Origin of the sequence: Pseudomonas nitroreducens, assembly GCF_014204515.1 — a bacterium.
Taxonomy (GTDB): domain Bacteria; phylum Pseudomonadota; class Gammaproteobacteria; order Pseudomonadales; family Pseudomonadaceae; genus Pseudomonas; species Pseudomonas nitritireducens_A.
In genome coordinates this window covers 88658-104639 of sequence record NZ_JACHLI010000021.1, presented here as the reverse complement: position 1 = coordinate 104639, position 15982 = coordinate 88658, and the positions used below count along the sequence as shown (strand labels likewise).

Here is a 15982-nt window from a genome sequence, read left to right as displayed (position 1 = left end):
GCCTGCGCAGGCTGCCGGGCGCAAATGTAATGGAATGTTGTGGCGCGGCCATTCGCGCCTCTCCAATACAAAGCCGCCCGGCTCGCCCACCATGGCAGCGGTAGAGTGGATTGCAAATGCGATTAATTCTACTTCATGCCCAGGTCGTTCCGCATGCCCTTCCTGTCGTCCCGCGCTTCCCGCTCCCATCTCACTCACGCCTTCGCCGCCCTCGCCGTGCTCTGCCTCGGCTGGTTCGGCCTCGCCCTGCCCGCCCAGGCGCTCACCGTCACTGACGTGCTCGGGCGCAAGGTCGAGGTCAGCGGCAATGCCCAGCGCGTGGTGCTGGGTGAAGGCCGGCTGTTCTTCGCCCTGGCCCTGCTCGACCGCGACAATCCCTTCCAGCGCGTGGTCGGCTGGCAGAACGACGTGCGCCTGCTCGACCCGCACACCTTCGAGGTCTACGCACGGCGCTTCCCCCAGGTGAAGCAGATTCCGCTGATCGGCCAGGCCTCGGAACAGAGCGTCAGCGCCGAGCAGATCCTCGCCCTGAAGCCGGACCTGGCGGTGTTCAGCATCGCCGGCGAAGGCCCGACCCAGCACAGCCCGGTGGCCGACATCCTGGCCGCCGCCGGTGTGCCGGTGGTGTTCGTCGACTTCCGCGTGCACCCCATCGAAGGCGTGCGCACCAGCCTCACCGCGCTGGGCGCAGCGCTCGGTCGCAAGGCCGAGGCGGAGCAGTACCTGAAGTTCTACGACGCCCACCTGCAACGCATCCGCGACGGCGTCGCCGGGCTGGATGACGCGCACAAGCCGAGCGTGTTCCTCGAACTGCTGGCCGGCGTCTGGCAGGCGCCGGGGCACACCACCGGCAAGAGCGGCCTGGGCAGCGTCATCGACGCGGTCGGCGGGCGCAACATCGCCGCTGGCGTGGTGCCCGGCGCGCTGGGCGACATCAGCGTGGAGTACGCACTGTCGGCCAGACCGGATATCTACATCGCCACCGGCAACCGCAATCCGGGGCTGATCCTCGGCGCCGGCGTCAGCCAGCAGCAGGCCCGCGAAAGCCTGGGCAAAGTCCTGCAGCGCCCGGAGTTCGCCAGCCTCGAAGCCATCCGCAGCGGCAAGGCCCACGGCCTCTGGCACGACTTCTACAACTCGCCGTTCAACATCCTCGCCATCGAGGCCATGGCGCGCTGGGTCCACCCGGAACGCTTCGCCACGCTCGACCCGGCGCAGACCCAGGCGCAGATCAACCAGCAGTTCCTGCGCATCGGCTTGGACGGCACTTACTGGATCGACGCCAGCCAGCCCGAATGAACGCCGCCCTGAACGATATCGACCTGCAACTGGCGCGCCGCGAGCGCCGCCTGCAGCTGCGCCGCCGCGGCGCGGTGCTCCTCGTGCTGCTCGCCCTGCTGCTGGCGTCCATGGCCTGGGACCTGCTCAGCGGGCCGTCGGGCATGACGCCTGCCGCGCTGTTCCATGGCCTGCTGCATCCGGCCGAGCTGGAGCCCAGCCAGCGGGTGATCATCTGGAACGTGCGCCTGCCCTACGCGGTGATGGCGCTGCTGGTGGGCGGCGCCCTGGCCCTGGCCGGCGCGGAAATGCAGACCATCCTCGACAACCCGCTGGCCAGCCCCTTCACCCTCGGCGTGTCGTCCTCCGCCGCGCTGGGCGCCTCCCTGGCGATCTTCTTCCACCTGGGCAACGCCTGGCTCTCGGCCAATGCGGCAGTGTCGCTGGCAGCCTTCGTCTTCGCCTGCCTGTCGCTGGTGCTGCTGCAATTGCTCTCGCGCCTGCGTGGTGGTGGCGTGGAAAGCCTGGTGCTGTTCGGCATCGCCCTGGTGTTCAGCTGCAACGCGGCGGTGGCGCTGCTGCAGATGATGGCCAGCGAGGACGTGCTGCAACAACTGGTGTTCTGGACCCTTGGCAGCCTCGCCCGTGCCGACTGGCACAAGGCCGGCGCGCTGGCCCTGGTGCTCGCGCTGTGCCTGCCGTTCTCCCAGGCCGCCGCGTCGAAACTCACGGTACTGCGCATGGGCGAGGACCGCGCCCGCAGCCTGGGCGTGGACGTACGCCGCCTGCGCCGCTTCGCCCTGCTGCGCATCTGCCTGCTGTCGGCGTGCGCGGTGGCCTTCGTCGGCACCATCGGCTTCATCGGCCTGGTCGGCCCGCACATCGCGCGCATGCTGATCGGCGAGGACCAGCGCTTCTACCTGCCGGCCAGCGCCCTGGTCGGCGCGCTGCTGCTGTCGCTGTCGTCGGTGGCGAGCAAGCTGCTGATGCCGGGGCTGATCGTGCCGGTGGGCATCGTCACTGCGCTGGTCGGCGTACCGGTGTTCGTCGCCCTGATCTGCCGCGGAGTTCGCCACGCATGAGCCTGCTCGCGAAAGACCTGACGGTCGCTTACCGCCGCCACGCCGTGGTCCACGACGTGACGCTGCCGGAACTCCAACGCGGCACCCTCACCGCCCTGATCGGCCCCAACGGCGCGGGCAAGTCCACCCTGCTGCGCGGCTTGGCGGGCCTTGAGCGCGTGCACGGCGAGCTGAGCCTGGACGGCCAGTCGCTCGCCTCGCTGTCGGTGGGCGAGCGCAGCCGGCGCATCGCCTACATGCCGCAGCACCTGCCCGGCGGCATCGCCCTCAGTGTCCTCGACGCGCTGCTCGCCAGCCTGCGAGTCAACCCGTTCGACAGCGAGCTGCGCCGCACCGACCCGCTGGCCGCCGCCCTCGAAGCGCTGCGCCGGGTCGGCATCCTGCACCTGCGCGAGCAGCGCCTGGACCGCCTCTCCGGCGGCCAGCGGCAGATGGTCAGCCTGGCCCAGCTATTGGCGCAGCGCCCGCAGGTGTTGCTGCTGGACGAACCCACCAGCGCGCTGGACCTGAACTACCAGCTGCGGGTCATGCAATGCGTGCAGGAGGAAGTGCGTCGCCACGGCCTGATCGCCATTGCCGTGCTCCACGACATCGGCCTCGCCGCGCGTTATGCCGATCAGCTGGCGGTGCTGCACCAGGGCCGGCTGGTAGCCGCGGGTGACGCGCAGAGCATCCTCACGCCGCAGCTGTTCGGCGAGGTCTACGGCGTACAGGCGCGGGTGGAGCGCTGCTCGCGGCAGACGCTGCAGATCATCATCGACGAAGTGGCCTGCTGAGCCTTCAGCCCTCGCGGCGCTGCGGCTGGGTGGCGTGCACGAACACCGTGTAGGTGTCCGCCGGGTGCGCCACGCCGGCCTGGTCCAGCGCGCGGGCAATGGAGCCGCGGTGGTAGGTGGCGTGGTTGAGGACGTGGAAGAACATCTCCTCGCGGGTCAGGCTGCCGCTGCGGCCGTCGGTGAAACGGAAGCGGATGACTTCCGCCGCGCGCTCCGGGGTCAGCGCAGCGAGCTGTTCGACATACCACTGCCCGGAGACCAGCAGGCGCTCGCGTAGTTCGTCATAGCCGGGCACGCTGGCGCTATTGGTCGCCGGGTGCGGGTCTGCCGCGCCGTTCAGCCGTGCACGGAACAGGTCCTCGACGATGGCCATGTGGTTGAGCTGCTGCAGCGCGAAGGCGCGTTCTTCAGGAAAGCGCTCGGCGTCGATCAGCGCGATGGCGTCCAGCGCCCGGCGGTCCGACCAGCACTTGTAGGCGAAGGCCTGGGTCAGCATCGGAAATCCTCACTCATTCCGGGAAACGGGGGGAAATGCGGTGGCGCACTGTACCGCACTCCCCGACCGTCGCGGCCGCCTCAGTAGCCCGCGCGGCGATCCACGGTGTGCAGCAGCTCGCTGCCCTGCAGATCACGCAGGAGATTCTGCGCCACCGCCGCCGCGCCGCCTTCCACCTGCATGGTGCTGGCCACATGCGGGGTAACCCACACACGCGGGTGCGACCACAACGGATGGCCTTCGGGCAGCGGCTCCTGCTGGAACACATCGAGGATCGCCGCGCCGACCTGCCCGGCATCCAGCGCTGCGACAAGGTCGGCCTCCACCACGTGCTCGCCCCGGCCAACGTTGATCAGGCCGGCGCCCCTGGGCAATTGCGCCAGGGTTTCGCGATTGAGGATGCCGCGCGTGCTGTCGGTCAGCGGCAGCAGGTTGACCAGGATGTCGCACTGCGACAGGAAACTTTCCAGTTGCTCGGGGCCGGTGTAGGTCGTCACCCCGTCGATCTGCCGCGCGGAACGGTTCCAGCCCAGCAGCTGGAATTTCAGGTGACGCAGTTGCGCAAGGCACGCCTGGCCCAGTTGGCCGAGCCCCATCACGCCGACGCGGCTGGTCGCCGCCGGCAGGATACTCAGCGGCTCCCACACCTGCGCAGCCTGCTGCACGCGGTAGGCCGGCATCTCGCGGTGCAGCGCCAGCGCCGACATCACCACGAACTCGGCCATGATGTCGGCCAGGGAATCATCGACCATGCGCACCAGCGCCACCGATTCGGGAATCCGGCTCAGGTCGAACTGGTCCACCCCGGCGCCCGCCGCGAAGAGCACGCGCAGGCTGGTGTAGCGCTCGATATCGGCGACCGCCTTCCAGGTCAGCAGGTAGGTGACCCGCGCCGGGTCGACCGCCTCGAAACCCTCGACGAATTCCAGGTCCGGCACCTGGGCGGTCAGCAGCGCCTTCCACTGGGCCGCATGTTCGGGTTCGGCGTTGTAAAGAAAGATCACGTCCTGTTCCTCGCTGTTGTTTTCAGGTTGTCCATCAGTCTGGGGCGCTCTCCCCGCCCCGATTTGCCGCGCACCGCCCTCACTGCGCCAGGCAGCGACAATCAGTCGGCACGCAGGTTTGCACGCAACGGTTCGGTTTCCTCCAGCAGCCAGTCGCACAGCTGCTGTAGCTGTCTGCTGTTACCCAGCTCGCGCCGGCAGACGAAATAGTGTTTGCGCTCATCCGCCTTCCAGCTCTGCGGCACCGGGCGCACCAGGCTTCCGGCATCCAGCTGGTGCTGTACCAGATGCCGCCAGGCCAGGCCCACGCCCTCCTCCTGGTGCACCGCGTCGATCAGCAGGGAGAAGTGGCTGAAGCTCATGGCCTCCCGCGCCGGCTGGCTTTTCAGCCCCAGGCGCTTGAGCCAGAAGGCCCAATCCACCGGCTCCCACAGCCGCGCCTTCCAGTGGCTGGCACTGAGGTTGAGCAGCGGCAGGCCGAGCAGGCCATCGAGGGTCGCCGCCTGCGGATGCCGAGCGAGAAAGCCCGGTGTGCAGACCGGGAAGACTTCCTCGGAGAACAGCTCCTGCGCCTGGTACTGCGGGTGCTCCTCCAGGCCCAGGGTCACCGCGGCCTGGAAGCCTTCGCGGTAGTCCGGATTGCCCTCGCCGCTGATCAGGTGCAGTTGCAGGTCCGGGTGCGCCAGGCGCAGGCGACGCAAGCGCGGCAGCAGCCAGAGCTGGGCGAAGGCGCTGGTGGTGTGCAGCGGCAGGAAGTCTTGCCCGCTGCTGCGCAGCAGGTCCCGCGAGGTGCTGGCGATGTGTTGCAGCGCCGAGGTGGCGGCCTGGTACAGCGTCTGGCCTTGGCCGGTCAGCTCGACCCGGCGGTTGCTGCGCAGGAACAGCGGCAGCCCATAGAACGCTTCCAGCACCTGGACCTGCCGGCTGACCGCCGCCTGGGTCACGCACAACTCCTCCGCCGCCTGCTTGAAGCTGCCATGGCGGGCGGCGGCCTCGAAGGTGCGCAGGGCATTCAGCGGTGGCAGATCACGCAGGCCGGTCATGGGGTGGGCTCCCGCTCGGGTGTCGTCGGGACAGTTAACCAGCCGGCCGCAGCGGCGAACACCGCCGCCGATGAACTGCGGGCCCGCAGACAGCCCTCGCTTGAGCACAGGTTAAGCGAAGGCGACGGATTTCTCGTTTGTCAGGCGAACCGGCGGCTATCGATCATCCACCACGCAAGTCCTCTCCCATTTGCGCTTCGAGGTAATGCCCGATGAGATTCCAGAACAAGGTGGTGGTGGTCACCGGCGGCGCCGGTGGCGTTGGCCAGGCACTGGTGCGGCTGTTCGCGAAGGAAGGCGCGCAGCTGATGATTTCCGACCTCGACGCCCAGGGCTGCGAGGCCAGGGTGGCCGAGGCGCGACGCCTGGGCGCGGAGGCCGAGTACCTGGCCGGCAACCTGCGCGAGAAGGAATACTGCGAAGCGCTGATCGCCCGCGCGGTGGAGCGTTTCGGCGGCCTCGACATCCTGCTCAACAACGCCGGCATCATCCCTCGCGGGACTATCGAGGAAACCACCGACGAGATGTGGTTCAGCGCGCTGGACGTCAACCTCACGGCGGTGTTCTTCCTCTGCCGCGCAGCCATCCCGCACATGAAGCAGCGTGGCGGCGGCGCCATCGTCAACACCTCGTCGGTGTGGGGCGTCTATCCCGGCCCCGGCCACGTCGCCTACTGCACCAGCAAGGGCGCGGTGGCCGCGCTGACCCGCAACATGGGGCGCGACGCCGCGCCGTTCGGCATCCGCGTCAATGCCGTGTGCCCGCACGAGATCAACACGCCGATGATTCGCAGCGGCTTCGCACGCCGGGGGCTCGACCCGGACAAGGCCATCGAGGAGTTGAACCGCAGCGTGCCGCTGGGGCGCATCGCGGAGCCGGAAGACATCGCCGATGTGATCGCCTTCCTGGCGTCCCACGAGGCGCGCTATATCGCCGGCGAAGCCCTGGAAGTGACCGGCGCCAAGCCGGTTTCGGGTTGAGGTGGCGCATGGACCTGAAGAACAGAGTCGCCGTGGTAACCGGTGGTGGGCGCGGCATCGGCCGGGGCATCTCCGAGAAATTGCTGCTGGCCGGCGCCCAGGTGCTGATCGCCCAGCGCCAGGGGCTGGACGATGAGCTGGGCAAGCACCCGCGCGTGGCCTGGTGCGAGGCCGACCTGGCTGACCGCGAGGCGCCCTGGCTCATCGCCCGCACAGTGCAGCAACGCTTCGGCGGCGCGGACATCCTGGTGAACAACGCCGGCTTCATGTTCGAACAGTCGCTGGACGAGATGAGCGAGGACGACTGGGACCGCATGATGGCGGTGAACCTGCGCGCCCCGGTGTTCCTGGCCAAGGCGCTGCTGCCGCAGATGCGCCAGCGTGGCGGTGGCAGCATCGTCAACATCGGCTCCATCGAAGGCATCGGCGCCAACCCCTGGCATGCCGCCTACTGCGGCTCCAAGGCCGGCGTGCACGGTTTCACCCGTGCCCTGGCAGTGGACCTGGGGCGCGACGGCATCCGCTGCAACGCCATCGCACCGGGATGGATCAACTCCGACCTGAGCGACGCCTACATCGATGCCCAGGCCGACCCCGCCCAGGCCCGCCGCGACCTGCTCCGCCTGCACCCGGTGGGCCGCACCGGCGAACCGCAGGATATCGGCAACGCGGTGGTGTTCCTGGCCAGCGATGCGTCGGCGTTCATCACCGGCCAGGTGATCGTCATCGACGGCGGACGCACGGCGAAGCTGCCGCTGCCGTTCTGACGCACACTTCGCGAGCAAATCCCGGCACCCCGTAGGATGGCGTGGAGCGTAGCGATACCCATCGACTCCAGCGCAGCGATCCGCATGGGTATCGCTGCGCTCCACCCATCCTACAAAAGCCTCTCTGATCGCTGACGCCTTCGCGACAGCCTTTGAAGACCACGCGACAGCATCCGGGATGCACAACGTAGGATGGCGTGGAGCGTAGCGATACCCATCGTTTCCGTGCAGTGACAGCACAGCTCGCTCCTAGCAGGGAACGAGCAAGCCACCACGCGCGCGGAACTGCCCTGGCGTGACGTTGAACAGTTCGCGGAAGCAGCGATGGAAGTGCGGCAGGCTGCAGAAGCCGCTGGCCAATGCCACTTCGATCAACGGCCGCTGGGTGTGCTGCAGCAGTTGGCGCGCATGGGTCAGGCGCAGTTCCAGGTAGTAGCGCTCCGGCGTGGTGCCGACGTGGCGACGGAACAGGCGCTCCAGGTGACGACGGGAGATGCGCGCATAGCGGGCGATCTCCTCCTGCTGCATCGGCTCCTCGATATGGCTGCTCATCAGTTCCAGCGCCAGGCGCAGGGTACGCGGCAGGCCCGGATCGGCCTCGATCGAGGACACCGGCGCGCTGCCCGCGTCCGGCACCTGGTCGCAGTTGAGCACCTCTTCCACCGCGCAGCGCAGCTCCGGCCCGCCCGCCTCACCCACCAGATCGAGCATCATCCCCAGCGCGCTGTGGTGGCCGGCGCAGGTCAGCCGACGACGGTCGACAACGCGGGCACGCGAGGTGACCTTCACGTTCGGGAAGACTTCCGCCAGCATCGCCCGGCCATCGGGATGGAAGGCGCATTCGTGACCCTCGAGCAGTCCGGCCTCGGCGAGGAAATACGCGCCGTTCCACAGTCCACCCAACACCGCGCCAGCCGAGTCGGCCTGGCGCAACCGTGCACGCAGCAAGGGATCGGCCGCCAGGCGCACGCGGAAGCCGCCGCAGACGACGAGAATGTCCTGCGGCCCGGCGTGCAGATCGGCGATGCGGATATCCGTCGCCAGCGCCAGCCCCAGGTCACTGGTGACGCTGCCCTCGTTGCCGGCCACCTGCACCTGGAACAGCGGCACGGCGGTCATGATGTTGGCGGTGATCAACGCGTCCATCGCGGCGGAGAACGCCAGCTGGGAGAAGTGCTCGCGCAGCACGAAGACCACCCGCCGCGCCGGTTGCAGCGCGGCGATTACGCGCTTGCCCTGCGGCAGATGGGCCAGGTTGCGACTGCGCAGCACGCTTTCGAAGGAGGTGCGCAAGGGGGCGCTCAGGCACCCTGGGGTGCACTGAGGATCAGCCCGAACAGCCGCTCGCAGCTGACGCTGGCCGGCAGTTCGGCGATGGCCACGTCGATCTCGTCGCGCAGCGCCGGGCTCAGCGAGATGCCCGCCAGCAGGTCGAACTTGGCGCGGAATTCCGCGCGGCTCATGGCCGTCTGCGGGTCGCCCTTGGCCTGGGTGATGGGGCTGACGAAGCGGCTGCCGTCCTTGAGCAGGACCGTCACGCGGGAGAGGATTTCCTCCGGGAAGCGCGCCGACAGCTCGTCGCTCTCGACGATCTCCACCCGCTCGCTGACCGCCAGGATGTCCGCCGCGTGCACCGCCGCGCCGGTCACTTCCAGCGGCCCCACCTGCCCGCGCACGGCCAGCGCCGCCAGCGGGAAGGCCAGGGCGTACTGCGCCTCGTCGGCGTTGGCCGGGCGATGGCCCTGCAGGCGCACCGACTCGTGGAAGGTCTCGACGCGCATTTGCTCGATGTTCTCGCCACGGATCGCCGGGTGCTCGGCCATCAGCGCCGTCAGCGCGGTGAGCGCCGGTTGTGCCCAGCGGCACACCGGCCAGGGTTTGAAGTACTGCGCGTCGATCTCCCAGCGCGCGCCGAGGTCACACCAGTGCTCGGCGACTTCGAGGAATTCCACGGTCTCCGCCGGCGCGCCGGTGACGCCGGCCTCGGCCAGCAGCAGCGCGTTGAGCCCGGCATGGGCGCCGGCGCCGTGGGCGTCGCGCAGCATGCTGGGGTGGTCCACCAGGCGCATCATCGGACAGCGCGGGCCGAAGTACTCGGCAATGCCCAGGGCATGGCGGAACTGCTCTTCATCGAAACCCAGCAGGCGCGCGCCACCGCACACCACGCCGATCCCGGAGAAGGCTCCGGAGGCGTGATATTCGTGCGCGGTTGCCATGAGCGCAGCGCCCGCGCGCAGGGCGGTTTCGTAGCCGAGGGTCAGCGCCGTCATCAACTCGGCGCCGCTGATATTGCGGCCCTGCTGGCGGCAGGCATCGGCCAGGGCAAGCAGCGCCGGCACCACGGTGGCGCCAGCGTGGCCCTTGGAGGTGAAGTGGCCTTCGTGGGCGTCCAGGCTGTCGACGCAGAAGCCGCCGGCCCAGGCCGCGCCCAGCGGGTGCACGGCGCGGCCATCGAACAGCAGGCGGCTGGACAGCACGCCGGCCGGGTGGTGATTCAACGCATAGCGGCGCACGGCCTGGCTGGTGGCGTTGTCCCGCGCGCCGGCGGCAACGCCGAGGATATCCAGCAGGCAGGTCTGCATCAGCTCGCGGGTGCGCGCCGGGGCCTGCTCGAAGTGAAACTCGCGGACGAACGAATACAGCGACATCGGGGGCTCTCCCAGGCGAAGAAGGCTTTGTCGGAGGGGGAAGCGCAGGTGCCCGGAACCGGGCACCCGTCCTATCTCATTGCTTGCGCATCACTGCTTGGCAGCCGCGCGCGAGGCCTGCAGCCAGGCATCCCATTCCTGGCGGTGGGCGGCGATCCACTCATCCGCATGACGGCGGATGTCGGCGGGCTTGTTCTCGCCCTTCTGCATGCGCAGGTTCTGCTGGCTCTCGTCGTCCGCCTTGATCTGCAGCTGCGAGAGAAACTTCAGTGCCACCGGGTTCTTCTGCGCGAAGTCCTTGTTCAGCAGCGCCTCGACCTTGTCGATGGCGAAGCCCAGGTTCTTGCCGTCATAGGTGGTGTTGACGCTGTTGTTGCCGTCGGGCAGGTCGGTCTTCGGCACTTCCAGCCAGACCACGTCGCGACCTTCCACCAGCACGCCGGCGATCCACTGCGGCACCCAGGTGAAGTAGAGGATCGGCTGGCCCTGCTTGTAGCGGGTGATGGTGTCGGCCATCAGGGCAAAGTAGGAACCCTGGTTGACGTTGATCGAGTTCTCCAGGTCGTAGGCCTTCATGTGGTGGGAGATCACCAGCTCGCAGCCCCAGCCGGGGTTGCAGCCGGTGAGGTTGGCCTTGCCGTCGCCGTCGGTGTCGAACAGCTTGGCCAGCTCGGGTTTCTTCAGGTCGGTGATGTACTTGATGTGGTACTGGTCGGCGGTCTTCTTGTCGATCAGGTAGCCCTGCAGCACGCCGGGGATCACGTCACCGGCCTTGACCAGGGTATTGGGCCCGTCGACCTTCTGGTAGAAGGCGTCGTGCAGCTTGTCCCAGAAGTGCACGGTGAAGTCGGCGTCGCCGTAGGACAGCGCCACCATCATCGCCGCGTATTCGGTCTCCTTGGGTTCCTGCACGTCGTAACCCAGCTCGCGCAGGCCGGCCATGGCCAGCTCGCCGCGGAAGCGCTCCTCGGCGATCGGCGGGAAGATCGGCGTGACCTTCACGCCCTCCCCCGGCTTGTCCGGCGAAGCCAGCACGTACAGCGACAGCAGGCTCAGGGACAGCACCGAAGCACAGTGCAGGAGCTTGTTCTTGATCGACTCGAATTGCATCGTTGCGTACCTCTTGTTCTTTTCGTTGTGGGGTCGGCAGGGTGAGGAAGAACAGCGGAATCAGACGCTCTTTTGTACCGCCGGCGGGCTGCTGAACAGTCGCAGCACCAGGCCGGCGGGGCCGCTGTGGTACCAGCGGCGGCTGGGGTCGGAACGGGTGCGCTCGCCCATGGCCTGGGTCAGGCGGTCGAGGAAGATCGCCAGCAGCACCAGGCCGACGCCGCCCACGGTGGCCAGGCCCATGTCCAGCCGGCCGATGCCGCGCAGGACCATCTGGCCGAGGCCGCCGACAGAGATCATCGAGGCGATCACCACCATCGACAGGGACAGCATCAGGGTCTGGTTGACGCCGGCCATGATGGTCGGCGTGGCCAGCGGCAGCTGCACGCGGGTCAGCATCTGCCGCGGGGTGCAGCCGAAGGCGCGGGCGGCTTCGATCTTGTCCTCGGGCACCTGGCGGATACCCAGGTTGGTCAGGCGCACCAGCGGCGGCACGGCGAAGACGATGGTGACCAGCACGCCGGGCACGTTGCCGATGCCGAACAGCATCACCACCGGCACCAGGTAGACGAACGCCGGCAGGGTCTGCATGGCGTCCAGCAGCGGGCGCACCACGCGTTCGACGCGGTCGCTGCGGGCACAGAGGATGCCCAGCGGGATGCCGATCAGCGCGCAGAAGAACACCGAGGTGAGCACCAGCGACAGGGTGGTCATGGACTCCGACCACACGCCGATCAGCCCCAGCAGCGTCAGGGTGACGGCGCACATCACGCCCATGCGCGGGCCGGCGAGCTGCCAACCGAACAGCGCGGCGACAAGGATCGCGATGGTCGGCGGCACGCTCTGCAAGACGTGCTCGGAGCCGTTGAGCACCTGGTCGATGGGCCAGCGGATGGCGTGGAAGACATCGCGGAAATTGCGCACCAGGTAGTTCAGGCTGGTTTCGACCCACTCGCCCAGCGGGATGACCGCGCTCTGGAAGGGATCGAGGAAACTGGACTCGGACATGCTTGCGTACCTTTTCAAGCGGGGGACGCCCGGAGGCAGGCGTCAGGGACGGCGAAGACGGCGTGCGCTCAGTGGCGGCTCAGGGTCTGCAGCAGCTGGTTCTTCGAGATGGTGCCCTTGAGCGCACCACTGCGATCGAGCACCGGCACCGGGTACGGCAGCTCGGCGACGATATCCAGCACGTCGTGCAGCGGCGTGTCGGTGTACACCGGGTGGTCTTCGTGGCGGGTGCAGGGGCCGGCAGCCAGTTCGGCGAAGGCGGCGTCCGCCGACATCACGCCCATGAACTGGTCGCGCTCGTTGATCAGGTAGCTGAACGGCACGCCGACCTTGGGCTGCGGTCCGCGGCCGTTGACCCGGCAGAGCACTGCGGCGTCGAGCTTCGCCACGTCGCCGGCCTTGAGCACGCGGGAGCTGTCGAAGCCGCGGAAGAAGGTCTCGACGTATTCGTTGGCGGGGTTGTTGAGCAGTTCCTGCGGGGTGCCGATCTGCACCACCCGGCCGCCTTCCATGATCGCGATGCGGTGGCCGATGCGGATGGCTTCCTCGATGTCGTGGGAGATGAAGATGATGGTGCGCTGCTGCTCGGCCTGCAGGCGCATCAGCTCGCCCTGCATCTCGTGGCGGATCAGCGGATCGAGGGCGGAGAAGGCTTCGTCCATCAGCAGGATGGTCGGGTCGTTGGCCAGCGCACGGGCCAGGCCGACGCGCTGCTGCATGCCGCCGGAGAGCTGATGCGGGTAGCTGTGCTCATGGCCGGCCAGGCCGACCTGGGCCAGCGCCTCGCCGGCGCGGCAGTGGCGTTCCTTCTCGGCGACGCCGGCGATCTCCAGGCCGAAGGCGACGTTCTCCAGCACGCTCATGTGCGGCATCAGGGCGAAGGACTGGAAGACCATGCCCATCTCCTTGCGGCGCACGTCGAGCAGCGCCTTGTCGGACAGCCCGGTGATCTCCCGGCCATTGAGGTGGATGCTGCCGGCGGTGGGTTCGATCAGCCGGTTGAACAGGCGGACCATGGTCGACTTGCCGGAGCCGGACAGGCCCATGATGACGAAGATCTCGCCGCGGCGAACCGAGAAGCTGGCGTCGAACACACCGACCACGTGGCCGGTCTTGCGGAAGATCTCGTTCTTGTCAGCGCCCTTGCGCAGCATCTCCATCACCTCGTCCGGGCGCGGCCCGAAGACCTTGAAGATGTTGCTCACCGAAAGGATGTCGTCGGTCTGGCTCATACTTTCCTCACCTTGTGCTTATTCTTGTGTTCAAGGTCATGCTGCCGCTGGCCCCATGGCCTCGTAGCATTCGCGTACGCCGGAAGAAGAGCGGCCCGCGCGGCTCAGGACGCGCCGGCCCTTCCGGTTTGCAGAAGCTCCTGCAAGGCTTTGCGGCGGCCCTGTTTTCCGGACCCTGTCAGGTGGCTCGCCGTGAGTCAAAATTAGGGTTCCGAGGGGTGAGCGTCCAACGACATTTGCTCGCTCAAAACCATAACTGCATGTTATCGATCCAGGCCCGCGCCTTCTGCCACGGGGCTCGCCACGGGGATTCCAGGCGCGGGCCGGGCCAGGCACACGGCCGCCAGCAGCACCATCAGCCCACCACCGAGCATGCCCAGGGTGAGCTGCTCGCCCATCAGCCAGACCGCGATCGCCACCGCCACCAGCGGCTCCAGCGTGGACAGCGTGGCCGCCGTCGACGGCCCCACCGCAGGCGAGCCGGCGAGAAACGCCGCCACCGGGATCACCGTCGCGAACAGCGCCAGGCCCGCCGTCGCCAGCCAGGCCTGGCCCGTGGCCGGGAAGCGAGCCTCCTCCGTCAGCGCGGCCACCGCGAAGGTCGCCGCGCAACCCAGCAGCACCACCGCCGCCGACGCCAGCGGGTGGTCATGGCGGATGCGTCGGGTGCCGTAGATGATCGCCGAGCCATAGGCCATGGCCGCGAACAGCGCCCACAGCGCGCCCACCGACAGGCCCTTGAGGCTCAGCCCGGTCGCCAGCGTCACGCCGCCCAGCGCCAGCAGCAGCGCGATCAGCTTCAGCGCGCTGGTGCGCTCGCCCAGCCAGGCGATCGACACGGCGGTGACAATGGCCGGGAAGCTGTACATGAGGATCACCGCCAGGCTCACCGAGCTGGCCCGCGCGGCGCTGTAGTAGCCCAGCGCGGCCAGGCCGTAGCCCACACCGAGGATCAGGTTCTGCCGGATCAGCCGAGCGCCCGGCAGACGGATACGGCGGTACTGCAACCCCATCAGCAGCAGGGCCGCAGCGATGGCGAAACGTGCCAGCAGCAGGCCGACCGGGTTGGCGCCGCCGGCATAGGCGAAGCTGGCGAACAGGGGTTGCAGGCCATAGCAGAAGGCGGCCAGCAGGACCAGGAAGAACCCCTGGGAATGCGGGTTGGCGAGACGAAAACGCATCAGGCGCATGAGCGGCTCCGGGCGATGGAAGGGGTTTCGAGCAGCCACAAAAAACCCGCTTCGCCGGGAGGGCGAAGCGGGGTTGTTCTACAGCGAAAACTGGCTCAGTCGCTGAGTCGGCGGGTCATGCGCTCGCAGTACCAGTCGACGAACTGGCACACGCCGTTCTCGGCGATGGAGGAATACGGGCCCGGCTCGTAGGCCGGCGAATTCACCCCCATCTGCGCACCTTCCACCAGGCGGCGGTCCTGGTCGTTGGTGGCGATCCACACGCGGGTCAGGCGCTCCAGGTCGTAGTCGATGCCTTCCTGGGCGTCCTTGGGCACCAGCCAGCGGGTGGTCACCAGGGTCTCGTTGGGGCCCTGGGGGAGGATGCGGAAGCTCAGGGCGTGGTCGCCGAGGAAGTGGTTCCAGGTGGACGGGTAGTTGAAGTACAGCAGCGCGCCGATGTTTGGCTCGCCGCTGCGGTCCAGCCGGCGCGACACCGCCGGCTTGCCGTCCATGGTGTAGCTGACCGCGTTGGCGGACAGCGGGATACGCGTCATGCGGTACTGGCCGTCCTCGTCCATCACCAGGCGGCTGGGCAGGCCGGCGGCCTCGCAGCGGTCCCAGTGGGCGCTCAGCTCCGGGTCGTCCTCGCCGCCCACGCCGGCCACCGAGAGGTTCTCGACGAAGGAGTTGAGCAGCTCCGGATGGGTGCCGTCGCAGTGGTAGCACTCGCGGTTGTTCTCGAACACCAGCTTCCAGTTGCCGCGCTCGACGAGGTTGGACTCGAAGGCGACCTTGCAGTCTTCCAGGTTGTGCGGGCCGATGAAGGGCGACACGGCATCGCGGAAGCGCGAGAAGTCCGGCGCGCGCTCGGCCACGCAGACGTAGATGTAGGTATTCACCACCTCGCAGTGGGCGGGCTTCAAGCCATATTCGGCGGGGTTGAATTCAGGCCCCATGTTGCCGGCGAAGAGCAGCTTGCCGTCGAGGTCGAACACCCACTTGTGGTACGGGCAGACCAGCTTGGCGACCTTGCCGCTGCTCTCGGTGCAGACCTTGGTGCCGCGGTGCCGGCAGGCGTTGTGGAAGGCGCGGACCTGGCCGTCGGCGCCGCGCACGACGGCGATCGGGTAGTCGCCGATCTGCAGCGTCAGGTACTGGCCGGGCTTCTCCAGCTCGAAGGTATGCCCGGCGAAGATCCACTCCCGGTGCCACAGCTGTTCGAGGTCCTGGCGATACACCTCAGGGTCGCTGTAGACGGCACGGGGCAGCGCGTGGCGTGCCTTGCGTTGGCGAATCAGGTCAAGTACTGCAGCTTTCTTATCCATTGTTATAGGCACTCCAGAACAGGCGCGGTATGGAACGGTGCGTGCGGAACCGGTGGTGCGG

The 15982-nt window shown here is 68.1% G+C and carries 15 protein-coding genes; 5 read left to right on the top strand and 10 right to left on the bottom strand.

What is annotated here, in order from left to right; genetic code table 11:
• Positions 1 to 153 precede the first annotated feature (153 nt).
• Genes HNP46_RS23145 through HNP46_RS23135 form a run of 3 tightly spaced genes read left to right on the top strand, consistent with a single transcriptional unit; the run spans position 154 to position 3136 of the window.
• Positions 154 to 1299 carry an ABC transporter substrate-binding protein gene (locus HNP46_RS23145; protein ID WP_184593647.1) on the top strand — a complete coding sequence of 382 codons (1146 nt, stop codon included), beginning with the start codon at positions 154 to 156 and terminating at the stop codon, positions 1297 to 1299.
• Positions 1296 to 2360 (top strand): FecCD family ABC transporter permease, encoded by a 1065-nt coding sequence (locus HNP46_RS23140; RefSeq protein WP_184593645.1) that lies wholly within the window; start codon positions 1296 to 1298, stop codon positions 2358 to 2360. The genes HNP46_RS23145 and HNP46_RS23140 overlap by 4 nt, the downstream gene beginning before the upstream one ends.
• Positions 2357 to 3136: an ABC transporter ATP-binding protein gene (locus tag HNP46_RS23135; RefSeq protein WP_184593642.1), complete on the top strand. Its 780-nt coding sequence runs from the start codon at positions 2357 to 2359 to the stop codon at positions 3134 to 3136. The genes HNP46_RS23140 and HNP46_RS23135 overlap by 4 nt, the downstream gene beginning before the upstream one ends.
• Before the next feature lie 4 nt (positions 3137 to 3140).
• On the opposite strand, the gene HNP46_RS23130 is transcribed toward HNP46_RS23135, so the two are convergent.
• From HNP46_RS23130 to HNP46_RS23120, 3 genes are all read right to left on the bottom strand, one after another.
• Positions 3141 to 3632, bottom strand: a complete 492-nt coding sequence (locus HNP46_RS23130) for a DinB family protein (protein ID WP_184593640.1) — start codon at positions 3630 to 3632, stop codon at positions 3141 to 3143.
• A gap of 80 nt (positions 3633 to 3712) precedes the next feature.
• The gene (locus tag HNP46_RS23125) at positions 3713 to 4636 is read right to left on the bottom strand and encodes a 2-hydroxyacid dehydrogenase (protein WP_184593638.1); all 924 of its coding nucleotides are present in this window, start codon (positions 4634 to 4636) and stop codon (positions 3713 to 3715) included.
• A 101-nt stretch (positions 4637 to 4737) separates the two neighbouring features.
• Positions 4738 to 5679 carry a LysR substrate-binding domain-containing protein gene (locus tag HNP46_RS23120; protein WP_184593636.1) on the bottom strand — a complete coding sequence of 314 codons (942 nt, stop codon included), beginning with the start codon at positions 5677 to 5679 and terminating at the stop codon, positions 4738 to 4740.
• A gap of 212 nt (positions 5680 to 5891) precedes the next feature.
• Between HNP46_RS23120 and HNP46_RS23115 the strand changes: the two genes are divergently transcribed.
• A complete protein-coding gene (locus HNP46_RS23115) occupies positions 5892 to 6659 on the top strand; it encodes an SDR family NAD(P)-dependent oxidoreductase (RefSeq protein WP_184593634.1) in 768 nt (255 codons plus the stop codon).
• Positions 6660 to 6667: 8 nt separating this feature from the next.
• A complete protein-coding gene (locus HNP46_RS23110) occupies positions 6668 to 7426 on the top strand; it encodes an SDR family NAD(P)-dependent oxidoreductase (RefSeq protein WP_184593632.1) in 759 nt (252 codons plus the stop codon).
• A 249-nt stretch (positions 7427 to 7675) separates the two neighbouring features.
• On the opposite strand, the gene HNP46_RS23105 is transcribed toward HNP46_RS23110, so the two are convergent.
• The 7 genes from HNP46_RS23105 to HNP46_RS23075 form a co-directional block, all read right to left on the bottom strand.
• Complete coding sequence (locus tag HNP46_RS23105; RefSeq protein ID WP_184593630.1) at positions 7676 to 8719, bottom strand: GlxA family transcriptional regulator; 1044 nt, start codon at positions 8717 to 8719, stop codon at positions 7676 to 7678.
• Positions 8720 to 8727: 8 nt separating this feature from the next.
• Positions 8728 to 10074, bottom strand: a complete 1347-nt coding sequence (locus HNP46_RS23100; RefSeq protein WP_184593627.1) for an MmgE/PrpD family protein — start codon at positions 10072 to 10074, stop codon at positions 8728 to 8730.
• Positions 10075 to 10164: 90 nt separating this feature from the next.
• Positions 10165 to 11184 carry a glycine betaine/L-proline ABC transporter substrate-binding protein ProX gene (gene proX / locus HNP46_RS23095; protein ID WP_184593625.1) on the bottom strand — a complete coding sequence of 340 codons (1020 nt, stop codon included), beginning with the start codon at positions 11182 to 11184 and terminating at the stop codon, positions 10165 to 10167.
• Positions 11185 to 11244: 60 nt separating this feature from the next.
• Positions 11245 to 12192, bottom strand: coding sequence for a glycine betaine/L-proline ABC transporter permease ProW (gene proW, locus HNP46_RS23090; protein ID WP_184593623.1), 948 nt, complete (start codon positions 12190 to 12192; stop codon positions 11245 to 11247).
• Between the two features lie 68 nt (positions 12193 to 12260).
• Positions 12261 to 13424 (bottom strand): quaternary amine ABC transporter ATP-binding protein, encoded by a 1164-nt coding sequence (locus HNP46_RS23085; protein WP_184593620.1) that lies wholly within the window; start codon positions 13422 to 13424, stop codon positions 12261 to 12263.
• Positions 13425 to 13687: 263 nt separating this feature from the next.
• Complete coding sequence (locus HNP46_RS23080; RefSeq protein WP_184593618.1) at positions 13688 to 14614, bottom strand: DMT family transporter; 927 nt, start codon at positions 14612 to 14614, stop codon at positions 13688 to 13690.
• A 95-nt stretch (positions 14615 to 14709) separates the two neighbouring features.
• Positions 14710 to 15921, bottom strand: a complete 1212-nt coding sequence (locus HNP46_RS23075) for an aromatic ring-hydroxylating oxygenase subunit alpha (protein WP_184593616.1) — start codon at positions 15919 to 15921, stop codon at positions 14710 to 14712.
• Positions 15922 to 15982: the final 61 nt, after the last annotated feature.